Raw genomic sequence first — 23,230 nt, forward strand, 5'->3', positions numbered from 1 at the left:
CAAGTTAATAATTTATTTTCAACACATACATAATTACATGATTTTGGGAAAAACTTGTATAGAACGAATTTACATAAGGAGGAAATTATAATGAGAATTTTACTATCAGTTTTATTAGCGCTTATGCTAGTACCTGTATTAACAGGATGTAAAGCTCCTGCGAAAGAAGATACAACTTCTAATAAGAAAACTACTGAAGAAGCAAAAAATGAAGCTCCTGCTGATTTAAAACTTAACTTCAATGAATTTAGTTTAGATGCAGACTATCAAGATACGAAGAAAGACTACGAGGCTGATTATAAAAATGCAGCAGCAGATAAAAAAATGGAAGCAAAACTTGAAGACCACAAATCAAATGCAAAGTTTACAGGTGACGAGGCTATTACAAAATTAAGCCCACTTCTACAAGAATTAAAATTTGATAAAGATACTCCTGACCAAGAAGTAATCGATCAAGTAGTAAATGTGTTCAAACTTGATAAAGACTATCAAAAGTTTGATTTAGAAGTTGTCTTCTCTGATGGAACGAAAAAAGAATATAAAAGAGAAATAAAATAAAGAAGTAGGCGGTTGCCTACTTCTTTATTTTATTTTTTAGCATATCGTAAGCTCGGTTGAGATCCTACATAGTATTCTAATCCAGATACAGATGATTTTTGTAAATAAGAATCTGTTGGGAATACAAGTGGGATTAAAGGATATTCTGTAAACATAATATCCTCTGCTTGATGTAATAAGTCAAAGCGTTTATTTTCATCTTGTTCTAATTTTGCTTGATTAATTAAATTATCGAAGTCTTTATTAAACCATTTTGCATAGTTATTTGGACCATCACCTGCATAAATTTCTAATTGTGCAGCTGGATCTAATGTAGATCCTCCCCATCCCATATATGCAATTTGGAAGTCACTTTGTTTGTACATATCAATATAACTTTTCCACTCTTTACCTTCTATTTTTACATCTACACCAAGATTTTTCTTAAACATTTCTTGAAGTGTTTCAGCTATTTTCTTCTTATCTGAATATTTCACTGTTACTTCTGGAAGTGTAGTCCATCCTTCTTCCTTCATTCCTTCTTCTAATAGAGTCTTAGCTACTGCAGGATCATATTTAAAATAGTCACCTTTCTCTTTACGGAAGTCGCGACCACTTTCTGTTTTTGCTCCCTCTGGCACAAAGCCATATGCTTCTTTTGCATTATTCTTTAATATTTTCTCTACGATAAACTTGCGATCTACAGCTATTGCAAAAGCTTTACGAATTTTCGCATTTGTAAATGGCGGCTTTTCTGAATTAAATGAGTAAATATGAGTTGAGTAGTCTTGCATTTTTTTAAACTCTTTATTATTCTGTTCCTTTTCAACTAAATCTGTTGGTATGTGAGATAGTAAATCTAATTCTCCAGATTTATATAATTGATACGCTGTTTTACCTTCAGGGATAATACGGAATTCAATCTCTTTTGATGCTACTTTTTTATCATGAAACTCTTTATTTTTTTCTAAAATAATCGTTTGATTATGCTTCCATTCTTTCAATGTGAAAGGACCATTTGTAATTAATTCTTTTGGATCTACTTTTAGTTTACCTTTTTCATCAATAGATTTTTTATTAAGTGGAATATATAACGACTGGGATAATGTCCGTTTAATAGATGTCACTGGATGTTCAAATTGTAGCTTTAGAGTTACATCATCTACAGCTTGAATTCCTACTGCATCTTCTGCACCTTTCCCTGTATTAAATGCTTCTCCACCCTTAATGAAATATAGTTCTGTTGCATTCATAGAACCCGTTTTAGGATTTAATATTCTCTTCCAAGCAAATTCAAAATCTTTTGCTGTTAACGGGGAGCCATCAGACCATTTTAATCCTTTTTTCAAATAGAATGTATACTCTTTTCCATCCGCTCCAGCTTCCTCTTTCTCTACTAAATCCTTTTCAAACTTCCCGTCAGTTGTCTGTCTATACAAAGTTGCAAATAAGTGCTCAATTACATAATTAGAGTTATTATCTGTTGAAATCGCTGAATCTAGCGTGTAAGGGTCACTACCAAGATTCGTTACAAAACGGTCTCCTTTACTAGCACTTGCTTTTGAAGTATCTTTCTTGCCACAAGCTACAGAAGTAATTGCTAATACGGTCATAATGACAAATAATAAAAACTTCTTCATCTTACATTCTCCTTTAACCTGAAATTTTTGGTGTTGATGCTAATAATGTTTTTGTATAAGAATGTTGTGGATTACGGAACACTTCATCCGTATTTCCAAATTCAACAAGTTCTCCTTTATATAAGACAGCCACTTTTTCACATAAGTAGTGAACCATCGGTAAATCATGTGCGATAAATAAATATGTATAGCCTTGTTCCTTTTGAATCTTTTGCAACAAGTGCACAATTTGGATTTGAAGTGAAACATCTAATGCTGAAATTGGTTCATCCAGGATTAATACTTCTGGATCACATAATAACGCCCTTGCAATAGCGATCCGTTGACGTTGTCCCCCGCTAAATTCGTGTGGGTATCGATCAATATATCGTCTATCTAATCCAACACGTTCTAGCGCATCACCTGCTACCTCATCTTTCAATCCTTTATCACCTAAACCGAATGAAATATATCCTTCTGTTACGCTATCGCGTACTTTCCAGCGCGGATTTAATGCAGCTGTTGAATCTTGAAAAATGAATTGTACTTTCTGCAAGAAATCTCGCTTATGAGCTGACTTCAACTTGTGAACAACTTGATCGTTATAATCAATTTCACCAGACGTTGGGCTCTCGATCCCAGCTATGAGCTTACCAAGTGTTGTTTTCCCTGAACCACTTTCTCCAATAATGCCAAGCGTTGTTCCTTTCGGGATAGAAAGTGATATATCTTTTAACGCCGCTATTTCTTTCTTCTTACTTCCATACGTTTTCGTTACTTGCTTTACAGTAATTAAATCTGTCGTCATGAGGCATTCACCTTCTCTTTTGATTTCGCTTGGCCATGCTCTAAAACATGTTGCCAACAATGTGAACTGTGTTCCTCAGAATATGATGTTCTATCAGGGAAACGATGAATGCATTCTTGTATTGCTACTGGGCATCTATTTACAAATGGGCACCCAAAGCTATTTAGCGTTTCAATTGATGGTGTTGTTCCCTCAATGGACCTAAGTACCTTTTCGGAATCATCCATATTTGGAATAGCTTGCAATAAACTTTTCGTATATGGGTGCTTAGGTGAACCTATCACTTCTTGTATCGTCCCTTTTTCAACAACACGTCCCCCGTACATCACAACTACTCGATCTGCTACTTCACGTACAAGTGCCAAATCGTGGGTAATTAATAAAATACTCGTATTTTGTTTTTCTTTTCGCTCTTTTAATAACCCCATAATTTGCTTTTGAATCGTTACATCTAATGCAGTTGTAGGCTCATCTGCAATAACGAGCTTTGGGTGACACGCAAACGCAATTGCTAAACAAATACGTTGCCTCATACCTCCGCTTAATTGATGTGGGTACTGTTCAAAACGTTTCTCTGCTTCATGTATCCCTAAATCATTTAATAAGTTAATCGCAATTTCTTTTGCTTCTCTTTTCGATTTTTTCTCATGTTGCAAGATCACCTCTGTAATTTGCCTTCCTACTTTCATCGTCGGATTTAAAGAGGACAGAGGGTCTTGAAAGATAAACGAAATATCTTTCCCTCGAATTTGATTCCATTCTGATTGTTGTAAATTCGTTAATCCTTGAGATTGGAAAGAAATGCTTCCATCATCGATGTGAATAGATTCTTGATTTAGTCCGACAATGGATTGTGCTGTAACACTTTTTCCTGAACCACTTTCTCCTACAAGTGCAACGATTTCACCTTCGTTAATAGAAAAGGAAACATGCTTCACAATTGCTTGCTTACTATTCTCTTTTTCAACGGCCAATGTTACGTTTTCTAAAGATAAGAGCTGTCCCATGTTTTTTCTCCTTTCGATTCCTTTTTACGATTTTTGGATCAATTGCATCTTGCAAACCATCACCAATTGCATTAAATGCGAACATGATGAGCGCAATCATCAGCGATGGGAAGAAAAGTTGCCACCATTCCCCACTTAATAGTGTCCCGAGCGCATCGTTCGTCATCGTCCCCCAGCTTGCTGCTGGTGATTGTACCCCGAGTCCGATAAAACTTAAAAATGATTCTGAGAAAATAGCTGCGGGAATTGTAAATGATAAATTTACGATAATAATGCCTGTTAAGTTCGGAATGATATGTCCGTATATAATCTTCATATGCGATGTACCTAATCGCTCTGCTGCAATAACAAATTCTCTTTGCTTTAAAGATAAGACTTGTGCCCTAACGAGACGTGCCATACCAATCCACCCTGTTAATGCAAGAGCAATGATAATTGTAAAAAGTCCTGGTTTCATAATGATTAATAGTAAAATAACAATTAATAAATATGGAATACCGTATAATACTTCAATCCCTCGTACAATCCACTCATCAATTAACGTTCCAAGGCGATTACGCCCTCTCACATATCCACTAAATCCCCCAATCAGTACACCAAGTCCTATATCAAGAACGGCTGCTATTAATCCAACTACTAATGAAATTTTCCCACCAGCCCAAGTACGTGCCCAAATATCCCGACCTAAATCATCTGTTCCGAACCAATGCTCACTACTAGGAGGTAAATTTGTCGCCTCTTTTACTTGTTCACTCGCGGTAAAAGGGGTTAAACTTTCACCGATAAGAGAGAAAATAATAATGAGTAATAATGTCACCGCTCCTAGAACTGCGATCGGATTTGATACAAACTTACGAAACACTTCTTTTTTTCGACTAATCGTTTGCTGCTCTTTATTTATCGTTAATTCTTTTTTCTCTTCATTCGTTAATAACTGTTTATTGATTTCATAAGCTCCCATTTAAATGCCCCCCTCCTTACGTAATAGAACGAATACGCGGATCAACAATACGGTGAATAATATCTGTAATGAAAATACAAGAAATTAATAATGCACTATAGAAAATTGTTGTTCCCATAATTACTGGATAATCTCGGTTAAAAATACTATCTACAAAATATTTTCCGAGACCGGGAATCGCAAAGATCTTTTCAATAATGAAAGTTCCCGTTAAAAGCCCAGCCATTAACGGTCCAACAAACGTTAATACTGGAACAATCGCATTTCGAAGGGCATGCCTAATAATAATCTTCTTAATTGGTATACCTTTCGCTCTCGCTAGCTTAATATAATCACTCTGCAAAACTTCAATCATATTAGAGCGAATAAATCTTGTAATAACCGCGATTGGCCCTAATGCTAATGCGAATGACGGTAATACCGTATGTTCAAATGTGCCCCAAGACGCTACTGGTAAAAGTTCAAATTGTATAGCAAATACTTGTATAAATAATGGTGCTAAAATAAAACTTGGAATAGATATGCCGAGAATCGCAAGTAAACTCACACCATAATCAATTACTCTCCCGTGATAGAGAGCAGCAAATGTACCTGCTGCAATTCCGACTAATAGTGAAATAACAAGTGCTTGTAAACCAATAATCGCCGATGGACCAAATCCTGTTGTAATAATTTCTGATACGCCTTGCCCCGTCGATTGAACAGATTCACCAAAATCAAAATGAACTACACCGTCTAAATAAGCAACATATTGATTCCATAGCGGTTCATCAAGGTGATACTTTGCTCTCATGTTCTGCACAACTTCCGCCGGAAAGATCTTTGCATCCGATGAAAATGGATCCCCCGGAATAATGTGCATAATCAAAAATGTTACGGTTGTAATAATCCATAGTGTAAACACCATAACTGATAGTTTTTTAACAACATACACTCCAATAACCCCCTAAACTCATAAATTTACTTTGTTTTATTAACGTATCTTTCCCATTACTTCTTCTTAAAACACAAAAAGCCTTAATCTTAAAAAATAAGATCAAGGCTTAATAAACGAAGGCCCATCACTTATCTTTCAAGACTTGCTTGCTGGAATTAGCACGGTGTTCCTGTTACAGAACCCGCTGCTGAGGTGTCATAGGGCCAGTCCCTCTACCTCTCTGGATAAGTAAATTGCTATATTATTATTTGGTTCAAATTGTATATTTTGAATTATAATTCTGAAAAAATGAAAAGTCAATCAAATTGGATATATTTAGAAAAATCAGTTTTCTACGATATTAGTTATTGAAATTACAATCTTTCGCTTATAATAAAAAAAGTGTATTAAAGGAGTTATAAAATGGATCCCTTACTTCTTGCTACTATAGGATTACCATTAACAATCTTAATACTTGTCATCATCGGCTTCTATAATCTCTTTATTAAAAAGAAACGTATCACTTCTTTTTATACTCCATTCGATAATATTACCGGACAAACAATCTCTGAATTTCACGAAGAACAGAAGGTATTAGTATCCGATGATGAAGACGGAGATGGTAAGAAAAAAAATAACCTTGCGCGTACGCAAGGTTATTTTTTCGTTTCTGCTTGAAAACGTTTATAGTATGTTGATGCTGTTGCAAAGTTAATTTCTATATCACGAATCAATGATGAGTCTTCTTCTTTAGCTAACTTCTGTAATTTTTTCATTGCTTGTTCCGATTCATTCAAGAAACCAGCATATACCTCATGCTCTTGCTCTTTCGACTTCGGTACACGAATTTCTTTACGCATATGATCAATATCTTCTAACATGCCTGTTGTTACCGTTTGTACGTCTTCCTTATATTTAGCATTCGTTATTTCCTTACCGCCCTTTTCTTTTGCCACTTCAAACAACTGTAACGCTTTATTAATTTCTTTGTTCATCTTCACATCGTACTTTTCATGTACTTCGCGATATGTTTTCATCTCTTCTGTTTGCTCAGTAGATTGCTCTACCTTTTCTTTCGGTTCTTTCGCTTCTTTATTCCCATTACATCCTGCTAGAAGGAGCATACTTCCCATTACAGCAATACCCAAAACCTTCTTCATCTCTTCTTCTCCTTTTATCTACAGCTACTACTCATTATAGTTTCTTTTATCTCCACTTGTTATTATACCGAGAACATCCTACTTTTTACACTTAAGACGCTACCTTAATATACATGCCTACATTTTTGTCACAGTATCGTCACTTTATGCAAATAACTTTTGCATCACCTTACAAAGCTGTATGAGTTATTTCAAAGAAATGAAAAAAGAGCTGATTCAAATATTTTTGAATCAGCTCTTTTTTATAATTTAAGCTTCTAAATTTTGTCTTTGTTGCAATTCAAACTGCTTTTCACTTCTTCTGGCCATAAATAGATAACATAATACAGCACCAATTTCACAAAGAGCTATCACAACCCCCATCGGTAATGCGGTATTGCTTCCGCCAATACCTACTAATGGTGCAACAAGTGCTCCTGAAATGAACTGTAATAAACCTAATAAAGCCGATGCCGTTCCTGCAGCTTGTTTCTGATTTCTCATCGCTAACGAGAACCCAGTTGTTGAGACAACCCCAACACTTGATACAACAAGGAATAATGAACATAAAACACCAATTAAACCTATTCCTAGTACGATTGTCAGTAATAAAGATAGGCCACCAACAGCTGCGATAATAATACCAGCAACAAATAGTGTCTTCTCATTCACTTTCCCTGCTAAACGACCCGTTACCTGACTAGCAATAATAATACCGATACCGTTAATCGCAAAGAATAAACTAAATTGCTGTGGTGATGCTCCGTATATGTTCTGCAACACAAATGGTGAGCCCGAAATGTAAGCAAACATTGCCGCCGTTACTAGCCCTTGTGACAATGCATATCCCATAAACAGACGATCCTTTAACAGTTTTCCGTACGTCGCCAACGTCCCTGACAATCCACCTGTTTCTCTCTCTTCAGGAGGTAATGTTTCACGTAATACGAAAGTAGCTGATATTAACATGAATACACTAATTGCTCCAAGAACGATGAAGACACCGCGCCATGTTGTGAACTGTAGTAATTGTCCCCCAATAATCGGTGCCAAAATAGGCGCTGCTCCGTTTACTAACATGAGCAGTGAGAAAAACTTTGTCATTTCAGAACCTGAATACATGTCACGTACCATTGCACGTGATATAACAATCCCGGCCGATCCTGAAGCCCCTTGTAAGAAGCGCAATAACACTAAACTCCAAATAGATGGTGCAATAGCACAAAGTAAAGAAGAAGCAACATAAATAATAAGAGCGATAATAAGAGGTTTGCGCCTTCCGTAAATGTCACTAATCGAACCAACAAATAATTGTCCTACTGAAAGCCCAAGCAAACAAGCTGTCAATGTAAGCTGTGCAAGAGATGCGCCTGTTTGTAAATCATCCGTTAATTTTGGTAAAGAAGGCAAATACATATCAATAGATAATGGCCCAATCGCCGTAAGTGTCCCTAATACAAGAATCATCCATAACCTATTTGTCTTTACAGGTTTATATATTTCGTGATTAACTCCATTCACTTCTTCCGTTCACCCTTTCCGATAAATACTAAATCGTAACAATTATAGTTACAACATAAACATACGTCAAGTATAGTGCATTTTCCTGTTTCATACCGTAAAAAAAAAGCGATAGAATTTCTATCGCTTTACTTTTTTAAATTGCTATTTGTAAATTTAGATACGGAAGACATTACCTCTCCTGTATCTAAATATGTGATTTGAATTGGATCTCCCACTTCTGTAAACATAGCATATGGGAATTTCTTCACCGGTATCATAAATACTTTTTGTTCATTCTCTAACAGTACATACACAATTGTATTTTCACCTGATTTTTCTTTATATACACGTTGTACAACGCCTTCTTTTTGTGCTTCTTTACCATTTGAAGTCGGTCTAAATGAATCTCCACTTCCACTCAGCGCATTTTTATAATTCTCAAGCGCTTCTTTTTGCGTCGAACCTGTTGCAAATATTTTCGCATTAGAAGCATAGATAACTGTATGAGCACGTACCAATCCCCCGTCATCAATAACAGGTACAATCCAAGAAGGTTTACCGTATACGTTATAAATAACCGGCATCGTTCCATGCCATTTCTCTCTCTTAAAGGAATTATCCACTACTTCCGAAGCAGCTGAACCATCCATAATCCCCTTCACTTCTTTTCCGTTATAGTAATACAACTTACCTGTACGCGCATCGATAAGCGAGTAACCTAACGCAGAATCTACTCCCTCTTTCGGAGAGGTGAAATCAGTAAAGTAATATAACGTTCCATCCTTACCGAAGATTGGTGTAACTCCTTCTTTCGTTCCCCACTCAGTCGGAATCTTCATATCCGTTTGCGAGAATTTCGTATTCCAAAATCCGTGAATATATTTACCGAAGTACGTATTTAATGTAGATGCGGTCTCGTGATTTAATACACCATCAACAAATTTAGGCGCTTTACCTTTATCATATCTTTTCACTTCACCTGTTTGTGCATCTACTACTACAACGCCCTCTACCTCAAATCCAGATCTTCCTGAAATAAATTCACCATATGTCATTGTATAATACGGTTTCCCTTTATCATCAACTTCGAATTTAGGTTTCCCTTTAAAAATCAAATCCGGTTCTGCTTTTCGAACGACACGTTCTAATTTATTACCAAAAAACATGCTCGGCACATATTTCATTTTATAACCAAGATGCAGTTTCGCTTCCGCATCAGGATTCGTACCTGACATCGTTACGTACCCTGGAATTGTCTCAGCTTTACGTGCTTTAAAAAAGCCTGAAACTTCAATCGGTGCTACATATAAAGCCTCACCATTTACCATTTGTGGCGTTAATTCCCCTAGCTCAAAATAAGCTACTTTCGGAATATCCCCAAATACTTTTTTCATTTTATTCTCCGCTGTCTTTGGCGGCACTGTAAATGGTTGATCATTTTCAGTAAACGGCTCTGAAATATCTTTCTCGATCTTCACAACAGAATCATATTTTTTTTGCGTGATTACTAGATCGTGCAAATAACCAAAATAGCCGTAACTTGCGAGTAAAACAAACATTAGAAGTCCCTTTAACGTACCTTCTAATTTCCCTATTTGATTTTGTGAAAATAAAACAAGCCCAATTAAAACTGCTACCGCAACGGCATAATGAGTAAGAATCGAATCTGCTCGATCATCGATTAGCCAAAGATATTCGTAGATTGCAATACCTATCCAAAATAATACAGGAATAACTAAAATGGATGATTTCTTACCCTTTACAACCTTCTCATCCCCCTTCTTATCCACTGCTCGAAGTTTACTACCGCTTCTTGTCCATGGAATCAAAAACAAAGTGAGAATAGCTAAAATTAAAAATTTCATCAAAGGCAATGTCCCCTTTTCTTTTATTTTCCCTTTTAGTATAACAAATAAAGGGTATTCAGGTAAAAATGGGGATGATTATATTTTTTTACTACTTAATACAATCCCACTCACTACATATAAGATAGATGCAATATAAAAAATGGTACCAATCGTAAAGAAATCTACTAAATATCCCGTTGCAATAATTGCTACTGCTCCTCCAATCGATGTCCACACATGATATTTTCCAATCTCATAACCAGCATTTTCTTGCACAACCTTTCGTGCTAACGACGTCTTCTCAGTATTACGCTGCACAGCACCTAAAACTCCCATTACAATTTGAAGAATATAAACATGCCAGACTTCCGTGGCAATCGGGAAACAAAGCATTAATATTGCCATGGACCAAGCATATATAATTAATAATTTTTGATCGCCTACTCGATCAGACATCTTTCCTACTAATGGATATACAAGTGCTGAAGTTAAAGCAAATAAGCCATACGCCCAGCCAAACTGCGAGAAGCTATTCCCAACATTCCGAAGCAATAGAATGTAAAAGGGAAATACCATACTTCCCGCCATCATAATTATGCTTTGTGACGCTACAAATCTTCTATATGTCATTTCGTATACTCCCTATAAAATAAATTCACAAATCTCTCTTTTGGATCCGCTTCTTTTTTCTTCTGAAGAAATTCTTCGATACGAGGATATGCCCTCTTTAAATGCGCCTTCGTTGGATACGAATAGTAAGGTAAATAATAACTACCATTATGTTTTAAAGTAACATCAATCATTTTCTGAATGACATCTTCTGTTTTCTTTATTTCACCCTCTGAGCGTCCCTGGTTAATTAAAAGAACCAGCGCAAACATATCATCTTTCGCATAGGATAAAACTGCATTTTCATTCTTTTCCACATAACGAATCGTAATATTGAGCAAATTAAACTCTTCTTCATTTAATACGTTACGTAAATCATCTATGTATTCCGTGAAGAAATCTATAGGCACAAAGTATTCTTGTAACACTTCTGTTCGATTCGGATTTTCATATTCCATAAAGGCACTATCTGACCTCATAACATTATTTCGCGTCTCATACGTTCCATCTGTACGTTCAAAATAACTTCTTTGTATATCCCAAAATGTATTCTTTCCCCAATCGCTATAACGGGATAATCCGAGTAAAAATTTCGGTGCAGCTATAATAGTTTCCTCTTTTAATTCACTGTACTCTTCCCTCATATTTTGATTTTTCGCCAATGTATAATCTGTCACATACATCTCTTTTAAAAATGAATTGGGGGCAACAGAAATACGGGCTAAGTGCATACGAACATTTTCATCTCTTTTCACTTTGTCTTTAAAATAAGATGTGTATTCTTTATAATCTATCATTCTCGTATGCATTTCATATAATTCATCATCAGTTAACTTTAATGTCACATCTAAAATGACACCAAATAATCCATAACCACCTATGACATATGGAAATAACTCTGCATTTTCTCCTCTACTTACATTACGCACCGTACCATCTGCCATTAACAATCTAAACGACTCTACTGTATCAATCAATGCTTCATGACGAATATCACGCCCATGTACATTCACACTTAATGAACCACCAACAGTAAAAATATTTTGAGATTGCATCACTTGAACCGCAAGACCATATGAATTGATTTTCTTTTGAATGTCATTCCATGTGACGCCGCTTTGCACCCTAATCCGCTTCTTCTCCGGATCAAATTCTAATATTTTATTATACCCCTTCATATCAAGCATCGTGCCGTTCGGATAATACGTCTGTCCTCCTTGGCTATGTTGCATACCTGCAATGGAAATTTTCTCTCCAGAAGTATTTGCATCTTTCACTACCTGTTTTAATGAACGTTCATCCTCAGCATTTTCAACACGTTTAATTTTCGTTGGAAGCAACTTCCCTACATCGCTCATAATAGGATGATCTAGTTGCTCTTTATATGTATTTATAGATGTCGCAAGCAACACTGTATAAGCTACAATGACCACCGCTATCTTTCTTTTTTTCAAATGACACTCTCCTCTTCTACAGTTTTCCCACTTCATATTGTACCTATTTTCCTATAAAGAAAGTATACAAAAAAGAGGGCACCTTATTTTAGGTCCCCTCTCATCAAAACTGTTACTTTGCTGCCGGCAATTGTATTGGATCAAACTTTTCGTACGACGTATATTTTGCGTTCGTAATAATGTGTGCTTTATCCTTGCCGTTACTACTCATAATCATGTCTATCTTTGCTGATTCATATTTAAAATCTTTTGTAATGATATATTCTGCATCCACTTCTTCTATCTTCGCATTTTGTGCTTGTAACATTTTCTTCTGCGTTTCATCCATGCTAGTTAACATACTTTCTGTTTCTTGCCCTTTTAATGTAAATTTCAGTTTATATTTATCTCCGCTTTTCTCCATCTTCATTTTATCTAAAACTACTGCTGGTACTTCTAAATTATCTATAATATCTTGAGTCGCTTTCATTCCACCAGCGTTTAATTGCTCCTCTGATACGGTTATAACTTCTCCTGTATTAGGGTTTTTCACCTCACCAGCAACTTTACCATCCACAGTATACACTACAACATCTGTACCAGAGATATTCATTTCAGAACGAGAATTCTTTGTCTTTGGCTCTAATTGCATCTTAGCCTTTAATATATCCATCTCTGCTCCCTCAGCTTTTATCCCTACATCATATGTCATCGTTACATGTTCTTCATTTTTAAAAGCTTCGTTCGTTTTCTTGAAAACATCCTTCGCTGCTAATTCCTTTTCTTTTTGCATGGCTTCTTTTTTCGGTTCATCAGTCTTTGTTGTTTTCTCATTGCTACAACCTACCCCTAGACTGATTGCAAGCACTAAGCTTGAAATAAAAATAGTTTTTTTCATAATGTCGCCCCCTTTCCAAAAATAATATCACCTCTTTTCCTACGAAATCTATATAATTTTTAATCTTTATTCGCTATATAGCGACATGTTTAATGAAGGTTTTTAATATGATGTAAATAACAACAACTCATTTCAGGAGGTCATTATGAAGGCGATTATTTGCACACAGTATGGACCACCTAACGTTCTTCAGCTTCAAGATATAGAGAAACCTACACCTAAAAAGAACGAAGTATTAATTAAAATTCACGCAACAAGTGTAACGACTGGAGATTGTAGAATACGCGGCTTTAATAGCCCCCTCTTATTTTGGATTCCTATGCGGATCATATTAGGTTTCAGAAAACCGAGAAAACCTGTACTCGGCGTAGAGTTATCCGGTGAAATCGAAGAAGTAGGAACAGATGTAACTCAATTTAAAAAAGGTGATCCAATTTTTGCATTAACAGAACTAAACCTCGGTGGTTATGCCGAGTACACATGCGTACATGAAAGTGGATTAATAACATTAAAACCTACCAATGTGACGTATGAAGAAGCGGCAGTTATTCCTTTTGGTGGAACTTCAGCATTACATTTCCTGAGAAAGGGCCGTATAAAAAAAGGGCAACAGGTGCTCATATATGGTGCCTCCGGATCAGTAGGAACAGCTGCTGTACAACTTGCTAAATATTTCGGTGCGACCGTTACGGCTGTTTGTAGTAATTCAAATTTTGAACTCGTTCAATCCTTAGGAGCTGATAAAGTAATTGATTATACGAAAGAAGATTTTACTAAGCAGGGCAAATGCTACAATATTATATTTGATGCAGTTGGGAAGTATAAAAAATCCCTTTGTACAAATACATTAACACCCAACGGAAAATATGTATCTGTTAATGGAATGATGGCAAAGGTAAGTAAAGACGATATGATTCTATTAAAGGAACTAGTCGAAAAGGAAAAACTAAAGCCCGTTATTGATAGAACTTACCGATTAGAAGAAATTGCTGAAGCTCATATGTATGTGGAAAAGGGACATAAAAAAGGGAGCGTTTCGATTACCTTAAAATAAAATATATTCAGAAAATAACGTTGACAATTCTTTTTGTAAGATTTACTATTAGTACCATATTAAAAAACTACATACACATACTCTTATCAAGAGTGGCGGAGGGACTGGCCCGATGATGCCCGGCAACCGAGCTTATGACATATAAGCTAAGGTGCTAATTCCTGCAAAACGAGTTTTCGTTTTGGAAGATAAGAGAGGAACCTATTTTGTCTATTCGGCACCTCTCTTATTTTGAGAGGTGCTTTTTATTTTGGAACGTATATGAAGGGGGAACTATAGATGAAAAAAATATTATTGAGCATTGTAAGTGGAGCGGTATTATTGTTAGGTGCATGTGGTGCTAATTCCGATAAAGAGGTAAAAGCATTAGATGAGAAAAAGATTACTGTCGGCGTAACGGGTGGACCGCATGAACAAATTTTTGAAAAGGTGAAAGAAGTGGCAGCGAGAGACGGTCTCGAAATTGATGTAAAAGTATTTAATGATTATGTAGCACCAAACGTATCTTTAGATGAAAAAAGCCTCGATGTAAATAGCTATCAAACGAAATCATATTTAGACGTATTTAAAGCTGAACGTAATATGAAATTAACAGAAGTATTTTCAACAGTGACATTCCCTATGGGCGTATATTCTACAAGCTTAAAGGATGTAAAAGACTTAAAAGAGGGCGATGCGATTGCTGTGCCAAATGATCCAACGAATGAACTTCGAGCTTTAAAACTATTTGAAAAAGCAGGTGTTTTAAAAGTGGATCCAAAGGCTACAGAAAAAGCGACTGCGAAAGATGTAATTGAAAACCCAAAGAAATTAAAGATTGTTGAATTAGAAGCATCTCAATTACCGACACAACTAAGTGAAGTGAAAGCAGCTGCAATTAATACAAACTTTGCATTAGGTGCAAAATTAAGCCCTGCGAAAGATTCTATTTTCCGCGAAGGTAAAGATTCGCCATATGTAAACTGGGTCGTTGTTCGTACTGAAAATAAAGATGATGCTGTTGTAAATAAATTAAAGAAAGCTTATCAATCTAAAGAAGTAAAAGAATTTATCGAGAAAAAATTTGATGGTTCAGTTTTACCATCTTGGTAGGAGCTGACGATAATGATTGAATTAAAAAATGTATCCAAACTATTTACAACAAAAAAAGGGAATGTAGAAGCTCTTAAACCTACTTCCCTTCAAGTAAAAAAGGGTGAAGTATTTGGAATCATTGGATATAGTGGCGCTGGTAAAAGTACATTAATTCGATGTGTAAATTTATTAGAAAAACCAACGACAGGAAATATCATTATAAACGACCAAGACTTAACAACTTTATCAACAAAAGAACTCGCAAAAGCGAGACAAAAAATCGGGATGATTTTTCAAGGATTCAACTTACTTAAAACTGTGACAGTTTATGAAAATATCGCATTACCGTTACGTCTATCTGGTCTTCCAAAAAATGAAATTGAAAAAAGGGTAGAAAAGTATTTACGTATTGTTGATCTTTTTAATCGAAAAGATGCCTATCCGAGTGAACTTTCTGGTGGCCAGAAGCAGCGTGTTGCCATTGCACGTGCACTATCACATGAACCGGAAGTGTTATTAAGCGACGAAGCAACGAGTGCTTTAGACCCAGAAACAACGGATTCTATTCTCGACCTATTACTAAAGATTAATGAAGAAATCGGGATTACAATTTTATTAATTACACATGAAATGCATGTCATCCAGCGTATATGTGACCGAGTTGCTGTTATGGAACATGGAGCAGTAATCGAAAGTGGGACTGTAAAAGATATTTTCACCAACCCACAACATGTAACAACGAAAAAATTCGTAAATAGTGCATTTGCAGCTAAAATTCCAGAAGAGGTACAAAAAGAACTACAAAGAACCGGAGAAATCGTAACACTTTCATTTATAGGAACCTCTTCTGGCGAACCAGCGTTAGCTATCGCTACAAAACGTTTTCAAGTGTATCCAAATATTTTATCCGGTAATATTACACAGTTAAAACATGAAGCATATGGGAAACTAGTCATTCATATGCAGGGTGAGAAAAATGAAGTAAACCGTGCTTTATCATTTTTACAAGAGCAAGGGATCATAGTAGAAGGAGGTAGAACAGACTATGGGAAACAAATCCTTTTTGGATGAATGGGGTAAAGTCATATGGGAAGCAACCATTCAAACATTTCAAATGACATCTATTTCACTATTCATCTCTATCCTTATTGCGCTACCACTTGGTGTCACTCTTGTTTTAACGAGACCTGGTGGACAGCACGAAAATAAAATTATTTATCCAATTCTTAATACAATTATTAATATCATTCGCTCTCTTCCATTTATCATTCTATTATTCTTCATTTTACCTTTTACAAAGTTTCTAATGGGAACATCCATTGGTGTGCAAGGTGTTATCGTACCGCTTGTCGTATTCACAGCTCCTTATATTGCACGATTAATGGAGACCGCTTTATTAGAAGTGGATCGTGGTGTTATTGAAGCTTACCAAGCGATGGGCGTTTCAACTATTAAAATCATTTGGCACGTTATGGTGAAAGAAGCTCGTCCCTCCCTTGTACTTGGATTAACAATCGCAACAATTGGCTTAATTGGCGCAACAGCAATGGCTGGACTTGTAGGTGCTGGCGGTCTTGGTGATTTAGCATATCGATTCGGACATTTACGCTACGAACCTGAAGTAATGTATGCAACCGTCTTTATTTTAATTATCCTCGTTCAAGGACTACAGTCTTTAGGAAATGGTGTTGCACGAAGATTGAAGAAAGATTAAAAAATAAGGTATCTCACCAGGGTGAGATACCTTATTTTTATCTTTTAAATCCACCTTCTGAATGAATAACTTGTCCAGTAATCCATTCTGCTTCTTCACTTACTAAAAATGTAATAAGTCTTGCTGCATCCTTTGGCTCACCAATTCTACCAAAAGGAAACATCGGCTTTAATCCTTGCTTTATCTCTTCAGTCATCCATCCTGTACTAGTTGGACCTGGGTTAATTGCATTCACTGTTATACCTAGGTGGGCCACTTCAGCTGACAACGTACTAGTAAGAGCGTCAATAGCTCCCTTCGTTGTTGCATATGCTAGTTCTCCTGCCATAGGACCTTTAAATTGTCCCGATGTCATATTCACAATTCTACCACCAGATTTCTGATCAAACCCTCGGGCAAATTGACTACTTAACAACGTAGTCGCACGAACATTTACCATGTAATGCTTATCTAATTCTTCAGCAGTCAAATTAGAAAAGTCATTATTCGTAGAATACGCTGCATTATTAATTAATATATGAGGATAGCCGAGTTGCTCAGTAACTTTATTTATAAGCTCTTTCGATGCATCATTCTGAGTTAAATCTAACTCCATACTCGATACTTTAACACCGCTTTTTAGTAACTCTTCTTTTAATTGTATTTGTTCACTTTGATCAACGCCCCAAGGCATCTCTTGATCGTACGCTGTCCAATACGTAAAAAATATATCGTATCCTGCTTCAGCTAATTCTTTACAAATTGCTGCGCCTATACCATCTAGACGACTTACACCTGTAACAACTGCTATTTTATTTTTTAATTGATTCATCATATACTCCTCCAATTTTAAAGGACGCATATTTTATATAAGAGATATGAATTTCCCTATGCATTATCTTTACAAAAGGGATGTACAAGCCAAATATGCAGTCCTTGAATGATTTACAGAAAGCTAAATAACCTCTCACTTATGAGAGAAAAATTTATCTATCTAGTTTCTAATCATTACAAGCTCATCCACATATTGAGTCCTTGTCCCCTTTCCATATATCTCTATTTCTATCATACCAATATGATGTAATATTTCAAATGATAAAAAAATAAAGGTCAATATTCTATGCCGACCTTCTACTAATTTTAGTATATTACAATAATTAAATAATTAAAATAACCAGAAAAACACTGGTAAATACTGGCTTTGTTTTTTATAATAAACTGTGGGGCTAATGTGAGAGTTGTAAACGGTCTGATTATACAGAATGACTCAACTAGTTTTAAACAAATAGGGGGAAAAAAACATGTCAAAAAAGTTACTTTCTTTATTTTCTACAGTAATCGTAGCAGCGTTTGTAATAACTGGCTGTGGTCAAAGCGATACGACAAATAAAGAACAAAAAGAAAATACAACAAAAGAAAGCAAAACAGAAAAAACGGATACAACGAAAGAAAATAAACCTGAAGAAAAAAAATCCGAAGATAAAAAGCCTGAAAATACAGCTACTAGCTCAAGCGATTACTCTAAGCTGATTTCCTATATGGAAAAAGAAACAGGTGGTAAAACAAAGGTTCTTTTTGAAAATAAGGAACCACAAGTGTATAAAGCTGAAGATGTTTCAGTATCAATGAATGGTTACACATTAGTTGAATTAAATGGATTCCATACAAACTTCGACATTCCGTTTAATCGTCAAACAGAGGGCGGAGTTATTCTTGTGAACTACAGCGTAAAAAATAGTTCAGATAAAGATATTTATTATATGCCAGCATTGGACATGTCATTTACTGGTGCGCAGAAAACGTATAGTAACTATAAAGATTTAATTCCAAAAGAAGATCAGCTACCAACTAAGCTTGCTCCAACGAATGATTACTTAGTAAAAGCAGGGGAAACTATTTCTGGTTATATCGCGTATCCATTCGGAAAAGATGATTTAGCAAAAATTTCAAGTCTCTCAACAGTCTCAGTCACAGTCCCAACTGCACAAGCTAATAAAGGAAAATTTGATGCTCCAATCGGCAGTCCTGGAAGCTTTTCATTAAGTTTAAACAAACAAGGTGCTGAAAAGGTTGCAACAGATAACACTTTCTACCAAGATAAAGCTACAGCTAATAACATGGGCGATAAAAAAATGTTAAAAGAGAAATCAAGTATTAATAACAGCCAAGAATTAGGCGCTGTTAATGTTACATTAGACGGATACCAATTCACTCAATTCACACCAAATTCCGTCGAAGCTCCACGCTTTGCAAATTTTAAAAACGGGCTTGTTCTGTTAACAGTAAAATTCAAGCTTGATAACAAAGATGCTCAAGACGTTTCACTATCTCCTATAAGCTCTACATTAAGAGTAAATGATGGTACACAATATACGATTAATGAAGGTATGCTACTAAATTACGACTATAACGCTTCAGTCAAAACAGGAACATCTGGAGAGTTACTGCAAGTGTATATTTTAGATCAAGAGCAGTATGAAAAGATTTGGAAAGACAAAAGCTTTGAGATTGAGTTAGGACCTATGAGAAATAAAGAAGCAAAAGATATTTCACAAGGTAAAAAAGCTAAATTTACATTACCTAAATAAATTACTAAGTATATATTAGAAAAGGCATATAACATATGATTGTTATATGCCTTCTTTATTTTATAAAAATACCATTTTTGTTCACACTTTATCCATTGTGATTTTTTTCACATTAGATATATAATAAACATGTAAATAGAATATTGGAGGGATTTCAATGGTTATCAATTTTTTAAGAACTGATAAACGTGCTGCTTTCATATTATTATTTTTACGATTTTACATAGGGTATGCATGGCTCGCTGCTGGGATAGGAAAAGTTTTCGGACAATCTTTTGATGCAAGTGGTTTTCTAAAGGGCGCTATCGCTCAAGCGTCAGGTGACCACCCTGCCGTACAAAGTTGGTGGGCAGATTTCCTTCAACACTTTGTTCTTCCAAACGCAGACCTATTTAGCTTTTTAGTTCAATGGGGAGAAATTTTAGTAGGTCTAGGTTTAATTTTAGGCGGATTAACAAAAACTGCTGCATTCTTTGGAATTATAATGAATCTTTCATTTTTACTAAGTGGAACTGTTAGTGTAAACCCAAATCTGCTTATTTTAACTATGTTCATTTTAGTTGCAGGTCATAACGCTGGACGTATTGGATTGGATGGCTATGTTTTCTCTAAACTTTTCCGTAAAAACAACCATGAAACATATAAATTAAGTAAAACTGCGTAGTAACAGTTACTTTTAAAATACAAATAAGAAAAAGAGCCTACGTATAGGCTCTTTTCTTACTTACTCCAAATTTAAACTCTTAACGAACCGCGAAATCCTCTAGCAGCATAATAGGAATCTGCTCCATTGTGGTACACAAAAACGTGTCCGAAGCGATAATCGCAAAATAGAGCACCACCGAGTTCTCGAATATCTGAAGGCGTTTGTACCCAGCTTGATGATTTCATGTCGAAATCCCCAAGTTGTTGCAACCCTCGATATTGTTCTTCCGTTAATAATTCAATGCCCATAGCAGTTGCCACATCAATAACGTTATTTTCTGGTTTATGTTTTTTTCTTGATTCTAATGCTTCAAGATCATAACAAAGACTTCTACGACCTTTAGGACTCTCCTTTGAACAATCATAGAAAGTATACTCATCCTTCTCTTCATCATAAGCAACAACGTCCGGCTCACCGCCAGTTACTTCCATTTCATGAATTGACCATAATTTTTCATTATTAGTAGCCAGCTTCGCTTCCACTTTAGCCCATTCAAGACCTTCATGGCGGTTCATGTTTTTCTCAAAACGAGCTTGTAATACTTTTAATAGCTCTTCACGTTGTTCTACAGATAACTCATTTTTATTCTCTGTCATATTAGTCCTCCGAATTACGTTTCCTTATAATCATTTAAGTCTTCTCAATAATGGTTTGCATACAGTTTACAACAATCTGATACAATTGCACAACGAAAAATCCCTGTGCGGATATCCATTATATAGTACGAAAATCTTTCATGCTTTCTCCAAGAATATAGTGTGAAAACCACATCAAATTCTGCTTCATAATAGCTACATTCATTCCTGGCTGATTAGGACTATATGCCATTCCTTTAAATATAATTAACTCTGTATCGACTTCCATATCTCTTAACCCTTCATATAGCTCATATGCATTTGTAGTTGGAATTCTTACATCCTTTTCCCCATGTTGAATTAAGGTAGGCGTACAGGCTGATTTAATATATGTCATTGGTGATGTTTTCTTATATATCTCTGGATCATTCCATGGAGTATCTCCTAAATGCATGCTAATAAAGTAAGGGATATCTGTATTTACATAATGGGTACTCCAGTTCGTGATTCCGCCCCCAACTGAAATAGCTTTAAATCTATCACTAAATGTAGAACAGAAAGCTGATATATATCCTCCGTTACTCCATCCCATAACTCCCAATCTATCTTTATCTACAATCCCTTTTTCAACCAGTACATCCACTCCAGATATAATATCATTATAATCAGCAATTCCCTGTTTTCTATAGTTTGCTTTTAAAAATTCATTACCATAACCAGAACTTCCTCTATAGTTTGGCTCTAAAACGATAAAGCCTTTTTCGATAAACTGTTCAATCGGATATTTCTCATTAAAACAGTCTGAAAATATCGGAAAGGACGCCCAAGCTGGACCACCATGGATTACTACTAATAAGGGATATTTTTTATTTGCGTCAAACTCTACTGGGGTTGATAAAACACCTTCTATTTCCAGTCCATCACTACTTTTCCATGAGATGATTTCTCTGTTACTTTTAAGCCTTCCTTCGAAAAAGCTATTTTCATTCGTTATTTTTTTATCATCCAAATAGATTTCAAAGGTTTCATTTGTTATAGCCTTAGTATATGTTATATGATTGCCATCCCTTGTTATAGAGGCATCCATTATAAAACCATCTACTTTTTCGCTTAACATTTCCACAGTACCATCCTCACATAGCAATCCAATACGGTAATTCGTTTTATCCTGCCATCTAATTAAAATTCCTGTAGCTGTCCACTGCAATGGCATAACCGTACTATCAAAATTTGTTAAAGGTTGAATTACCTCTCTAGTATTCATATCATATATCTCTATTGTATTATCTTGTATATGATTTCTATAATAATCCTTCTCTCTTATGCTTGCTGCGTAACATATTTTATCGCCCTCAGGAGAAAAGCAGACGCTCGCTCCTAACAACTTATCTATATTCATCTTTTGTAGTTCCCCAGCTTCAACATCTAATATATATAGATCACCATTCATATAATCGTTTAGGCTTGGTGTAGCCATACATACAACCTTTTTCCCATCATTTGAAATATCAAAGTTATGTATATAAAAATCCTTACCATCCGTTAATTGATAAACATTTTTAATCTCGCGTTCCTCTTTATCACTTTGTATCGCTTTTTCTATCTCAATGTAGTATAAACAATTATTCCGATGTTCCTTACCTACATGGCGGAAATCTCCATATCGTTCCTTACGTTTCTTGATTTCCTCACATTCTTTTGACTGTGCAATATAATAAAAACCTTTACCAGTAGGCTCCCATTTGAATGTATTAACTCCTTCCTTCTCATCCGTCATTTGAACCTCACTACCACCGTCTATTGACTTAACAAAGATCTGATTTGTATTAGCCCTGTCACGGCCTGGGCTAAGGTATGCAATAGTCTTAGAATCTGGAGACCATACTGGATGTGTACTATCTATATCCCCATTTGTTAGTAGGTAACTCTGCTCTTTATCTGTTTCATATATCCATACATGATTTCTATACGTATTGTCTTCCCAGTTAGCACTCTTCTTAACAAATGCTACGTTTTTGCCATCATCACTTATGTTTGCACTTGATACGGCCGGTAATGAAATAATCTCTTCTATACTTAAATATGTTTTTGCTTTCACTTTCATATAATAAGTCCCCCTTGTAATGTCCATGCATCTATCGTCTCTTCTCTTCATAATAAAGAAAATTGTTCACACATACTCAAAATGATAACTAAAAATTCAGATAAATAAAAGTATATCCGATAAAGTAAAACTTTAATTTTTGGGGTTCTGTCTACTTAC

General features: G+C 35.5%; 22 protein-coding genes and 2 riboswitches. Of the genes, 8 read left to right on the plus strand and 14 right to left on the minus strand.

Annotated features, from left to right (window positions below; translation table 11 throughout):
- Positions 1-90 precede the first annotated feature (90 nt).
- Entirely contained in the window at positions 91-558 is a 468-nt protein-coding gene (locus ILS93_RS26525) for a YusW family protein (protein WP_064474402.1), read from the plus strand.
- A 29-nt stretch (positions 559-587) separates the two neighbouring features.
- On the opposite strand, the gene ILS93_RS26530 is transcribed toward ILS93_RS26525, so the two are convergent.
- The 5 genes from ILS93_RS26530 to ILS93_RS26550 are packed head-to-tail and all read right to left on the minus strand — an operon-like array spanning position 588 to position 5,866.
- On the minus strand, positions 588-2,177 hold the full coding sequence (locus tag ILS93_RS26530; RefSeq protein WP_064474403.1) for a peptide ABC transporter substrate-binding protein: 1,590 nt from the start codon (positions 2,175-2,177) through the stop codon (positions 588-590).
- 13 nt (positions 2,178-2,190) lie between these two features.
- Positions 2,191-2,964 (minus strand): ABC transporter ATP-binding protein, encoded by a 774-nt coding sequence (locus tag ILS93_RS26535; RefSeq protein WP_064474404.1) that lies wholly within the window; start codon positions 2,962-2,964, stop codon positions 2,191-2,193.
- Positions 2,961-3,971, minus strand: coding sequence for an ABC transporter ATP-binding protein (locus ILS93_RS26540; RefSeq protein ID WP_064474405.1), 1,011 nt, complete (start codon positions 3,969-3,971; stop codon positions 2,961-2,963). Before ILS93_RS26540 ends, ILS93_RS26535 begins: the two co-directional genes overlap by 4 nt.
- Positions 3,928-4,932 carry an ABC transporter permease gene (locus ILS93_RS26545; RefSeq protein ID WP_064474406.1) on the minus strand — a complete coding sequence of 335 codons (1,005 nt, stop codon included), beginning with the start codon at positions 4,930-4,932 and terminating at the stop codon, positions 3,928-3,930. Before ILS93_RS26545 ends, ILS93_RS26540 begins: the two co-directional genes overlap by 44 nt.
- 16 nt (positions 4,933-4,948) lie before the next feature.
- Positions 4,949-5,866, minus strand: a complete 918-nt coding sequence (locus tag ILS93_RS26550) for an ABC transporter permease (protein WP_088048219.1) — start codon at positions 5,864-5,866, stop codon at positions 4,949-4,951.
- Positions 5,867-5,994: 128 nt separating this feature from the next.
- Positions 5,995-6,100, minus strand: a riboswitch (SAM riboswitch).
- A 171-nt stretch (positions 6,101-6,271) separates the two neighbouring features.
- On the opposite strand from ILS93_RS26550, the gene ILS93_RS26555 reads away from it, so the two are divergent.
- The gene (locus ILS93_RS26555) at positions 6,272-6,526 is read left to right on the plus strand and encodes a DUF3951 domain-containing protein (RefSeq protein WP_064474408.1); all 255 of its coding nucleotides are present in this window, start codon (positions 6,272-6,274) and stop codon (positions 6,524-6,526) included.
- On the opposite strand, the gene ILS93_RS26560 is transcribed toward ILS93_RS26555, so the two are convergent.
- The 6 genes from ILS93_RS26560 to ILS93_RS26585 all read right to left on the minus strand — a co-directional run bounded on the left by ILS93_RS26560 (position 6,505) and on the right by ILS93_RS26585 (position 13,277).
- Positions 6,505-7,008: a hypothetical protein gene (locus ILS93_RS26560; protein WP_064474409.1), complete on the minus strand. Its 504-nt coding sequence runs from the start codon at positions 7,006-7,008 to the stop codon at positions 6,505-6,507. The two genes, ILS93_RS26555 and ILS93_RS26560, sit on opposite strands and share 22 nt — an antisense overlap.
- 249 nt (positions 7,009-7,257) lie before the next feature.
- Entirely contained in the window at positions 7,258-8,508 is a 1,251-nt protein-coding gene (locus ILS93_RS26565; RefSeq protein ID WP_098123247.1) for a multidrug effflux MFS transporter, read from the minus strand.
- Positions 8,509-8,636: 128 nt separating this feature from the next.
- Positions 8,637-10,355: a DUF3981 domain-containing protein gene (locus tag ILS93_RS26570; protein WP_064474410.1), complete on the minus strand. Its 1,719-nt coding sequence runs from the start codon at positions 10,353-10,355 to the stop codon at positions 8,637-8,639.
- A gap of 78 nt (positions 10,356-10,433) precedes the next feature.
- Positions 10,434-10,967 carry an MFS transporter gene (locus ILS93_RS26575; RefSeq protein ID WP_000222364.1) on the minus strand — a complete coding sequence of 178 codons (534 nt, stop codon included), beginning with the start codon at positions 10,965-10,967 and terminating at the stop codon, positions 10,434-10,436.
- Positions 10,964-12,400 carry an FAD-binding oxidoreductase gene (locus ILS93_RS26580; RefSeq protein WP_098101567.1) on the minus strand — a complete coding sequence of 479 codons (1,437 nt, stop codon included), beginning with the start codon at positions 12,398-12,400 and terminating at the stop codon, positions 10,964-10,966. Before ILS93_RS26580 ends, ILS93_RS26575 begins: the two co-directional genes overlap by 4 nt.
- A gap of 112 nt (positions 12,401-12,512) precedes the next feature.
- Positions 12,513-13,277, minus strand: coding sequence for a hypothetical protein (locus ILS93_RS26585; protein WP_098101566.1), 765 nt, complete (start codon positions 13,275-13,277; stop codon positions 12,513-12,515).
- A gap of 145 nt (positions 13,278-13,422) precedes the next feature.
- Here ILS93_RS26585 and ILS93_RS26590 point away from each other — a divergent pair, with 145 nt between their 5' ends.
- The 4 genes from ILS93_RS26590 to ILS93_RS26605 all read left to right on the plus strand — a co-directional run bounded on the left by ILS93_RS26590 (position 13,423) and on the right by ILS93_RS26605 (position 17,119).
- Complete coding sequence (locus ILS93_RS26590; RefSeq protein ID WP_064474413.1) at positions 13,423-14,331, plus strand: NAD(P)-dependent alcohol dehydrogenase; 909 nt, start codon at positions 13,423-13,425, stop codon at positions 14,329-14,331.
- An 80-nt stretch (positions 14,332-14,411) separates the two neighbouring features.
- Positions 14,412-14,526: riboswitch (SAM riboswitch) on the plus strand.
- A gap of 84 nt (positions 14,527-14,610) precedes the next feature.
- On the plus strand, positions 14,611-15,423 hold the full coding sequence (locus ILS93_RS26595; protein WP_064474414.1) for a MetQ/NlpA family ABC transporter substrate-binding protein: 813 nt from the start codon (positions 14,611-14,613) through the stop codon (positions 15,421-15,423).
- A gap of 12 nt (positions 15,424-15,435) precedes the next feature.
- Complete coding sequence (locus ILS93_RS26600; RefSeq protein WP_103656053.1) at positions 15,436-16,476, plus strand: methionine ABC transporter ATP-binding protein; 1,041 nt, start codon at positions 15,436-15,438, stop codon at positions 16,474-16,476.
- The gene (locus tag ILS93_RS26605; RefSeq protein ID WP_000527137.1) at positions 16,451-17,119 is read left to right on the plus strand and encodes a methionine ABC transporter permease; all 669 of its coding nucleotides are present in this window, start codon (positions 16,451-16,453) and stop codon (positions 17,117-17,119) included. The genes ILS93_RS26600 and ILS93_RS26605 overlap by 26 nt, the downstream gene beginning before the upstream one ends.
- A gap of 37 nt (positions 17,120-17,156) precedes the next feature.
- Here ILS93_RS26605 and ILS93_RS26610 read toward each other — a convergent pair whose 3' ends face one another.
- Complete coding sequence (locus ILS93_RS26610) at positions 17,157-17,933, minus strand: SDR family oxidoreductase (RefSeq protein WP_222661616.1); 777 nt, start codon at positions 17,931-17,933, stop codon at positions 17,157-17,159.
- Positions 17,934-18,399: 466 nt separating this feature from the next.
- On the opposite strand from ILS93_RS26610, the gene ILS93_RS26615 reads away from it, so the two are divergent.
- Both ILS93_RS26615 and ILS93_RS26620 read left to right on the plus strand, forming a co-directional pair.
- Complete coding sequence (locus ILS93_RS26615; protein WP_064474417.1) at positions 18,400-19,686, plus strand: DUF5068 domain-containing protein; 1,287 nt, start codon at positions 18,400-18,402, stop codon at positions 19,684-19,686.
- Positions 19,687-19,843: 157 nt separating this feature from the next.
- Positions 19,844-20,350, plus strand: coding sequence for a DoxX family membrane protein (locus tag ILS93_RS26620; protein WP_222661617.1), 507 nt, complete (start codon positions 19,844-19,846; stop codon positions 20,348-20,350).
- Positions 20,351-20,421: 71 nt separating this feature from the next.
- On the opposite strand, the gene ILS93_RS26625 is transcribed toward ILS93_RS26620, so the two are convergent.
- A complete protein-coding gene (locus tag ILS93_RS26625; RefSeq protein ID WP_098110824.1) occupies positions 20,422-20,988 on the minus strand; it encodes a DUF4256 domain-containing protein in 567 nt (188 codons plus the stop codon).
- 118 nt (positions 20,989-21,106) lie between these two features.
- Positions 21,107-23,071, minus strand: coding sequence for a S9 family peptidase (locus ILS93_RS26630; protein ID WP_222661618.1), 1,965 nt, complete (start codon positions 23,069-23,071; stop codon positions 21,107-21,109).
- Positions 23,072-23,230 lie beyond the last annotated feature (159 nt).

Source organism: Bacillus sp. 16GRE42 (assembly GCF_019837435.1).
GTDB classification, from domain to species: domain Bacteria; phylum Bacillota; class Bacilli; order Bacillales; family Bacillaceae_G; genus Bacillus_A; species Bacillus_A wiedmannii.

Bases quoted from the DNA above. Each gene is read 5' to 3' on its own strand.
- ILS93_RS26525 (WP_064474402.1), top strand. From the start codon at position 91: ATGAGAATTTTACTATCAGTTTTATTAGCGCTTATGCTAGTACCTGTA.
- ILS93_RS26530 (WP_064474403.1), bottom strand. From the start codon at position 2,177: ATGAAGAAGTTTTTATTATTTGTCATTATGACCGTATTAGCAATTACT.
- ILS93_RS26535 (WP_064474404.1), bottom strand. From the start codon at position 2,964: ATGACGACAGATTTAATTACTGTAAAGCAAGTAACGAAAACGTATGGA.
- ILS93_RS26540 (WP_064474405.1), bottom strand. From the start codon at position 3,971: ATGGGACAGCTCTTATCTTTAGAAAACGTAACATTGGCCGTTGAAAAA.
- ILS93_RS26545 (WP_064474406.1), bottom strand. From the start codon at position 4,932: ATGGGAGCTTATGAAATCAATAAACAGTTATTAACGAATGAAGAGAAA.
- ILS93_RS26555 (WP_064474408.1), top strand. From the start codon at position 6,272: ATGGATCCCTTACTTCTTGCTACTATAGGATTACCATTAACAATCTTA.
- ILS93_RS26560 (WP_064474409.1), bottom strand. From the start codon at position 7,008: ATGAAGAAGGTTTTGGGTATTGCTGTAATGGGAAGTATGCTCCTTCTA.
- ILS93_RS26570 (WP_064474410.1), bottom strand. From the start codon at position 10,355: ATGAAATTTTTAATTTTAGCTATTCTCACTTTGTTTTTGATTCCATGG.
- ILS93_RS26575 (WP_000222364.1), bottom strand. From the start codon at position 10,967: ATGACATATAGAAGATTTGTAGCGTCACAAAGCATAATTATGATGGCG.
- ILS93_RS26585 (WP_098101566.1), bottom strand. From the start codon at position 13,277: ATGAAAAAAACTATTTTTATTTCAAGCTTAGTGCTTGCAATCAGTCTA.
- ILS93_RS26590 (WP_064474413.1), top strand. From the start codon at position 13,423: ATGAAGGCGATTATTTGCACACAGTATGGACCACCTAACGTTCTTCAG.
- ILS93_RS26595 (WP_064474414.1), top strand. From the start codon at position 14,611: ATGAAAAAAATATTATTGAGCATTGTAAGTGGAGCGGTATTATTGTTA.
- ILS93_RS26600 (WP_103656053.1), top strand. From the start codon at position 15,436: ATGATTGAATTAAAAAATGTATCCAAACTATTTACAACAAAAAAAGGG.
- ILS93_RS26605 (WP_000527137.1), top strand. From the start codon at position 16,451: ATGGGAAACAAATCCTTTTTGGATGAATGGGGTAAAGTCATATGGGAA.
- ILS93_RS26610 (WP_222661616.1), bottom strand. From the start codon at position 17,933: ATGATGAATCAATTAAAAAATAAAATAGCAGTTGTTACAGGTGTAAGT.
- ILS93_RS26615 (WP_064474417.1), top strand. From the start codon at position 18,400: ATGTCAAAAAAGTTACTTTCTTTATTTTCTACAGTAATCGTAGCAGCG.
- ILS93_RS26620 (WP_222661617.1), top strand. From the start codon at position 19,844: ATGGTTATCAATTTTTTAAGAACTGATAAACGTGCTGCTTTCATATTA.
- ILS93_RS26625 (WP_098110824.1), bottom strand. From the start codon at position 20,988: ATGACAGAGAATAAAAATGAGTTATCTGTAGAACAACGTGAAGAGCTA.
- ILS93_RS26630 (WP_222661618.1), bottom strand. From the start codon at position 23,071: ATGAAAGTGAAAGCAAAAACATATTTAAGTATAGAAGAGATTATTTCA.